Consider the following 7582-nt stretch of genomic DNA (forward strand, 5'->3'; position numbering starts at 1 on the left):
GCGCGGGGGCGGGCTTCACGGGCGTTTCGAAGTTCACGAGCGGCTCACTCCAAACGAGGGCAATGGCGTGGCCACGAGGACAAGCGAGGAGCTTGCCCTGGGAGGGGATTCCCGGGCCACCAATAACTGCACGGATGTGTAGGGGGAAGGCCCGCTTTACTGGCGCGGGCCTACGGTCTCGAGGATACCCGGAGGCTCAGGTGACATGCGGGGTAGACTGCTGTGTGTAAGGACACCACAACCCCTCCCTGAGCCCCGTGGGACGCCGCCAGACGAGTGGGGCGTCGTCGACCGGGCACAAGGTATTGGGGGCTCCCGTTGGTGTCAACGCGAGATCTAGTGCCTGAGTAGGTCCGTCCTTTGCAATCTATGATCGATCTCCAACGCCCCGCATCACGTTCTGCTCATGACAGTCGGTGACGAACTGGAGGACACTCCGTGTCAGGGGCGTGGAATCGAACCTGGGAGGACGGGCCCCCCGGACCCTGCTCAGGGAGTCGTGCCCGAATCCATCCCCGAATCCACCGGCGGCGTCGGGGTGGCACCCTCCGTGGGGGCCTCCGGCGAGGTCGGTGTAGGTGCGGGTGGGGGTGACTGGACAGGGGGCTCGGGAGGCATCTCACGGGGCGTCTCCTGGGGTCCACTCAAGGTGTGGACGGCGCGGCGGAGGGCTTCCTCGAGCGCGCGGGCGGGGGGCGCGACGGTGGAGAGCATCTGGTTGGCGCTGCGCGCGTGGCGGCTCTGGCTCTCCGCGGCGAGCTTGAGCTGGGCCAGGGCGTCGCTGACGAGCCTCCGGGCATCCTCGAGCTTCTGGCGGGCCTGGAAGTAGGCCACCTCGGTCATGAGCCGCTGGAGGGTGAGGCGCTGCTCCTCGGTGACGCCGGAGAGCTTCTCCGCGCGGCGCAGGTAGTACAGGCCCTGCTCCACCTTGGGGGGCTCCTCGGAGGCGATTCGGGGGCGGGCCATGGACTCCAGGAGCGGGAAGAGGGCCCGGTCCAGTTCGTCACGCTCGGTGAAGCTGCGCAGGATGAGGGAGCCGACGTCCTGACCTTCCAGGGGGATGGGGGCGTAGGCGTCCGCCAGACGGGGGTCTCCGGGCCGGTAGGGGACGGAGCCCATGGGGGCCATGCGGCCCTTCATCACCACGAGCTGGCTGTCCACGGACGCCAGGGTGAAGGTGCGTGAGTTCAGCTGGGACAGGAGGAACACGACTCCGCCGCCCAGTCCGAGAATGAGGAAGAAGACGAGCAGCCTGATGAAGGTCCGCCGTGCCCGATAGCCAAAGCCCTGCTGTGCTGATCCGTTCATGTCGCCTGCTCTCCTGACGTCCGGGCGCCGGGCTGATTTCGGCCCCTGGCGCTTTCCTTGGGGTGCGGAGGCCCACGGCTATACTCCCACCCCCGAACACACCCATGCATCACACATTCCGTCGCATGGGGCCCAGTGAACTGCTGCCCCGCTACATTTTCGCCGAGAGCCTCTTCGCGCGTCGACGCGTGCTGGAGGTCGACGCGGTGGCCTCCACCGGAGGAGAGAGCGCGCGTTTCCTGCTGGAGCGGGGAGCCCGGGCTGTCGTCGCCTGTGACGAGGACATCAAGGCGGTGCAGGCCGCGCAGAAGGCGCACGGTGGGCCCACGCTGCGTTACCGCGCCAACATCTACGACGACTTCGAGCCGGGCAGCTTCGACGTGGTGCTCGTGGCGGACCTGGCGCCGTACGTCCGGGCCCCGGAGCTCCTCGCGGAGCTGGCGCGGCTGGTGGCGAAGCAGGGCTTCCTCGTGGGCGGCCTGCGCAACGTGGCGGGCCTGGCGCTGCCGCAGCTGGTGGAGGCGGAGGAAGGCAATGTCCCGCCCACCTACGGGCTCCTGCTGGATGCGCTCAACGTGCACTTCCCCCATGTGGAGGTGGCCACGCAGTCGCCGGTGCTGGGGTACCAGCTCGCCTTCGAGCGGGGCGAGGGGCTCCAGGTGGACGGCTCGCTCGTGGAGAACGGCGAGGCGGCGTACTTCGTGGTCGTCGCCGGGCAGGAGCCCGCGCGCTCGGTGGACCCGACCTGGGTGCAGCTCCCGCCGGAGCCGCTGGCCTTCACGCGGGGCAAGCTGGACGAAGTCGTGGCGCGCGCGAAGTCCTGGGAGGAGCGCAGCGCGCGGTTGAAGGAGTCGCTGACGCGGCTTCGCACCGAGCTGACGGACCGTGAGGCGGAAGTCGCCTCGCTCAAGCCCGTGCTGGAGGTGACCCGGGACGAGGTGGCTCGGCTCACCGCGCAGTTGGAGCAGGCGCGGGGCACGCCAGAGTCGCAGCGCGAGCGGGATGACCTGGCGGGACGGCTGCGCCGACGTGAGCTGGAGCTCCAGGTCGCGAGCGAGCGGCTGGGCGATGCGGACCGCCGTCTGGCGGCGCAGCGTCTGGAGGTCGAGGCCGCGCAGCGAGTGCAGGCGGAGGCCGGGGTCCAGGTGCTCGCGGGGCAGGAGTCGCTCCGGCTGGAGCGCGCGCGCCGCGAGGAGCTGTCCACCTCCCTGGAGGAGGCCCGGGAGCGGCTGACGCAGACCTATACCCAGGTGCGTGAGCTCCAGGATGAGCTGACCACGCTGCGCATCGACCGGGAGAAGGACCGGCTCCTGGCGGAGCGCGCCGGAGAGCAGTCCGAGGACCGGCGTCGCGCGGCGGACGCGGCCCGGGAGCGGGAGCTGCGCATCGCCGAGCAGTACTCGTCGGCCCTGGCGGCGGTGGAGCATCTGAAGGACGGCACGGCTCGGGCGGAGGAAGCCGCGCGCGATGCCGTGGCGGCCCTGTCCGTGCGGGAAGCGGAGCTGGCGCGCGCGGCTCGCGAGCTGACGGAGGCGTCCCTGCGGGTGTCGTCGGCCGAAGGGGCTCGACGGGACGCGGAGGAGCGGCTGGCGGCGCTCCAGGCCGAGGGGCGTGGTCAGGAGACGGAGCTCGTCGCCGCGCGGGAGCGGGAAGCACGGCTGCGGGCCGAGCTGGAGGCGCTGACGGAGGGCGAGGCGTCCGCTCGCGCCACCGCGCGGAAGCTGGAGGAGGCGCTCCACGAGGCCGGCCAGCGAATCACCGCGTTGGAGGAGGAGCGCGCTCGCGTGGAGGCGGGGCTGACGGGGGCCCTGGAGACGGAGCGCTCCGGACTTCAGGCCCGGCTGTCGGCGCTGGAAGGCGTGCTGGAGTCGGAGCGCGTGCGCGCGGAGGCGCTCGCGGACGAGGCTCGCACCGAGGCCGCCATTCGCGCGGAGACGGAGGCGCGCAAGCTGGAGCTGGAGGAGGAGCGCCAGGCGCTGGTCCGCCGTGTGGTGGAGCTGGAGGCCGAGGTCTCCACGCTGAGCCGCTCCCGTCGCGAGGAGGTCGAGCGCGCGGAGGAGCTGGCGACCTTGCTTCAGTCCGTGCAGTCGGACCTGGAGACGGCGCACCAGGAGCGGGACGCCACGGCGGCCCTTGCCGCTCGCGTGGGCGGAGAGCTGGACCAGGAGCGGGAGTCGCGCGCCGCTGTCGAGGACGCGCTGCGCGTCTCACGCGGCAAGCTGGAGAGCGCGGCACAGCGGCTCGTCGAGGCCGAGGCCACCCTGGCTCGGACCCGTGAGGCGGTGGATGCGGAGGTGGAGCGCCGCGCCGCGCTGGAGACTTCGCTGGCGGAGGTCCAGGCCACGCTGGAGGCCGAGCGCGCTGGCCGCCTGAAGTCGGGCTCCGCGCTGGAGACCCTGCGCGCGCAACTGGAGACGGAGCAGGAGCGTCGGGAGACCGCGGAGGCCGCGCTCACCGAGGCCCAGGCGGGACTCGCCGAGGCACGACACGCGCTCCACCAGTCGAAGGAGGCGCTGGACGCCGAGACGGAGCGCCGGGCCCGTTGGGAAGCGGCGCTCGCGGACGTTCAGGTCCAGTTGCAGGACGAGCTTCAGCGACGCACCCGCGCCGAGGAGGCGCTTGCGGAGGCTCGAGGACAGCTTCACGGAGAGGGGCAGCAGCGGACCCATGTCGAGGGGACGCTGGCGGAAGCGCAGGCGCGCCTCCAGGCCGAGGCCGAGCGTCGGAGTCGTTCCGAAGCGACGCTGACGGAGGCTCAGGCCCGCTTCGAGGCGGCGCTGGCTGATGCCACCGTCCGTCTTCAGGAAGAGGCGGAAGCCAAGGCGCGCGTCGAAGCGACGCTGGCCGAGGCACAGGCTCGCATCCAGGAAGAGAGCGAGGCGAAGGCGCGAGTCTCCGCGATGCTCGCCGAGGTACAGGCTCGGAGCGAGTCGGAGGCCGAAGCGAAGGCGCTCGTCGAGACGGCACTGGCCGAGGCACAGGCTCGGGGCCAGTTGGAGGCTGAAGCGAAGGCGCAGGTCGAGGCGGCGTTGGCCGAGGCCCAGGCCAGGAGCCAGTCCGAGGCCGAGGCCAAGGCGCGCTTCGAGGCGGCGCTGGCCGAGACGCAGACGCTCCTTCAAGGCGAGACCCAGGCGAGGGCGCGAGTCGAGACCTCGCTGGCCGAGACCCAGACACTCCTCCAGGACGAGACCCAGGAGAGGGCACGAGTCGAGGCGACGCTGGCCGAGACGCAGGCCAGGAGCCAGTCCGAGGCCGAGGCGCGGGCGCGTGTCGAGACCGCGCTGGCCGCGGCCCGGAGCCGTGGTCACGAGGATGGCGAGGAGCGGGCGCGCGTCGAGACGGAACTCGCCGAGGCCCGGACCCTGCTTCAGCTCGAGGCCGAACAGCGCTCACTCGCCGAATCGACGGTGGCCGAGGCACGAGCCCGCCTGCTGGCGGAGACCGAGGAGAAGGCTCGCGTCGAGGCCTCGCTGACCGAGGCTCGCGCACGGCTCGAGGAAGTCGAGGCGCTGCGGACACGCGCCGATGAGGCGCTGACGGAGACCCAGGTCCGACTCCAGGCGGAATCGGAGCAGCGTGCACGGGCCGAAGCGGCTCTCGTCGAGGCCCGCGAGGCGTTGGCCACGGAGCGCGAATCCCGAGGGCAGGGTGAGGCCCAGGCCCAGGCGTCTCTGTCGGAGGCGCGCCAGTCTCTCGCTTCCGAGCGTGAGGCGCGCGAAGCCCTGGCGGCCGAGCTGTCCGAGACCGTCACCCGATTCCAGTCGGAACTCGTCTCGGAGCGCGAAGGTCGGGCTCGAGTCGAGACCGCGTTGACGGCGGAGCGTGAGGCGCTGAGCGCGGCTCGCGCGGAGCTGGAGACCGAGCGGCAGGAGCGCAGTGACGGCGAGGCCGGACTGGCTCGCGTACACGAGCGGCTGGAAGGGGAGCAGCGCGCGCGCGCCGAGGCGGAAGCTTCGCTGGCGCGCACGCGTGAGGCCCTGGCCACTGAAGAGAGGGTGCGCGCGGAGGTCGAGTCGTCGCTGACGCGCACTCGCGATGCCCTGTCCGCTGAGTCGACCGCCCGCGCGGTGTCGGAATCCGCGCTGGCGACGGAGCAGCAGGGCGCGGAAGCGGCACGTGCCGAGCTGGCCCGGGAGCGGGAGACGCATGCCGAAGCGCGAGCGGCCCTTCAGTCCGAACGCGAGGCGCTGGCCCAGGTGCGTGCCGAGCTGGCGGCCCGCGAGCAGGCCCTGACGGAGCTGCGCGAGGCCTCCGAGTCTCGCGAGCAGGCGCTGCGCGCCAGCGTGGAGCGCCTGGAGGGTGAACGCGCCCAGGCCGAGAATTCGGCGCGGGAGCTGCGGACGACCCTGGATGCACGGCTGTCCGACGCGGAGTCCATGGGGGCGCGACTGGCGTCCGTGGAGCAGGCGTTGGGCGAGTCGGAGACGGCGAAGCGCGCGGTGGACGCGACGCTCTCCGAGCGGGAGTGGGCCCTGCAAGAGCTTCAGGCCCAGGCCACCGCACGTGAAACAGAGCTTCGGGAGAGCCTGCGGACGCAGGAAGCCACCGAGGCCACGCTGGAGACCACGCGCCAGGAGGTCCTGGACCTGCGTGGCGAGCTGACGCACCTGGCAGCGGCACGTCAGGAAGTGATGCGCCTGGGCATGGAGCTCCAACGGGCCATGGCCGCGCTGCACGACCGGGGGATGCACCTCTCCCGACTCGATGCGGAGCTGGTGGACGCGAGGGAGCGACTGGTCGCCCAGCGCGAGAACGCCGAGCTGCTCATGGTGCAGCTCGAGACGGCGCGGCGCTTCGCGGGCAAGGCCACGGCGATGGAGAGCTCGCTCGAAACCGAGCGGGCCGCGTTGGAGAGCACCCGCGCGGAGCTGGCGCGAGCCACCGAGTCGGCGCGAGTGGAGCAGGAGCGCTCCACGAGTCTGGATGCGCGGCTGCGAGAGGCCACGGAGGCGCTGGAACAGGCCCGCGCGGATTGGGAGGCCCGGTCCGCGGACCTCACCGCGCATCTCGAACGTCAGCGCACCGAGCTGGAGTCCAGCCACGTGGAGAAGGTGGAACTGGAGGCTCGGCTCACGCAGACCGTGGAGCGGTTCGAGGCGCAGCGCTCGGCCCTGGCCGCGCTGGAGGCTCGACTCACCGAGACGGACACACAGCTCCAGGCACACCGCGCGGAGCAGTCCGCGCTGGATGCGCGCCTCACGGAGACCACGTCGCAGCTCGAAGCGCAGCGCGCCGAGCGAGCGCAAGTGGAGGCTCGGTTCACGGAGACGACGGCACTGCTGGAGGCACAGCGCACGGACAGCGCCGAGCTGGCGTCCCGGCTCGAAGCGGAGCGGATGACCCAGGCCAGGCTGGCCTCGCGCCTCGCGGACACCGAGGCCCGCCGCGCCGAACTCGACTCCCAGCTCTCCGCGCTCCAGGCTCGCGCCGAGGCCTTGCGTGAGGAGCACACCGCGAAGCTCGCGGAGGCCACCACCGACTTCGAGTCCCGGCGTACCGCGCTCGAAGCCCGCCTTTCCCAGTTGGAGTCCTCCACGACGGAGAGCGCCACCGCGCTCCAGGCGCTTCAGGAGCGTCTGACCCGCGCCGAGTCCGAACGGGAGCGTCTCCAATCGGACCTCACCGTCGCCCGGGCCGCCCGCGTCCGACTGGAAGGCCGCATCACCGCCCTGGAGACCGCCTCCACGGACGCGGTCCGCCTGCTCGACTCCGAGCGCGCCGAGCGCACCCGTGCCTCCGAGTCGTTGGAGGAGGCCCGCCGCCAGCTCGCGCAGCGCGACGGCACCACGTCCGACCGACTCACCACGCTGCGCACCGAGCTGACGCGCCTCCAGGAACAGGCCCAGGCCCTCACGGCCGAGAAGCAGGACCTCCTCAAGGACCGCTTCGAGCGGGAGCGCCTGGAGCCGCTCGTGAAGGAGCAGCAGGCCCGGCTCACCTCCCTGGAGGCCGAGCGCAACGATTTGCTCAAGGCCACCGAGGAACTCAAGGCCGCCTCGCAGACCGATGCCGTCCTGGAGATGGCCGCGGAGATGGAGCAGCTCCAGTCGGAGGTGGACTCGCTCCAGGAGAAGCTCCAGGCCCAGGAGACGGAGCTGGGAGCCCTGCGCCGTCAGGTGGCCCGCGCCGGCGGCAACCCCGTCCAGGACATCTACGAGCGCGCCAACGCGGAAATCAACGCGGTGAAGAGCGAGCTGTCCCGGCGCACGGGCGTGGCGCTGACCCCTCCGGGTGGCATCCCCGTCCGGGCTCCCACCATCCCCCAGGTCAAACC

Annotated in this window: 2 protein-coding genes; one reads left to right on the plus strand and one right to left on the minus strand. The window is 71.9% G+C overall.

The window, feature by feature from the left end:
• Window positions 1-489: 489 nt before the first annotated feature.
• Window positions 490-1308, minus strand: a complete 819-nt coding sequence (locus HUW62_RS44185; protein WP_163862091.1) for an IF-2 protein — start codon at window positions 1306-1308, stop codon at window positions 490-492.
• Window positions 1309-1412: 104 nt separating this feature from the next.
• Here HUW62_RS44185 and HUW62_RS44190 point away from each other — a divergent pair.
• Window positions 1413-7582 (plus strand): methyltransferase domain-containing protein (locus HUW62_RS44190; RefSeq protein WP_176437868.1); only part of this gene is annotated, 6170 nt, incomplete at its 3' end.

The organism is Myxococcus sp. AM011 (assembly GCF_013372595.1).
GTDB classification, from domain to species: domain Bacteria; phylum Myxococcota; class Myxococcia; order Myxococcales; family Myxococcaceae; genus Myxococcus; species Myxococcus eversor.

Bases quoted from the DNA above. Each gene is read 5' to 3' on its own strand.
- HUW62_RS44185 (WP_163862091.1), bottom strand. From the start codon at position 1,308: ATGAACGGATCAGCACAGCAGGGCTTTGGCTATCGGGCACGGCGGACC.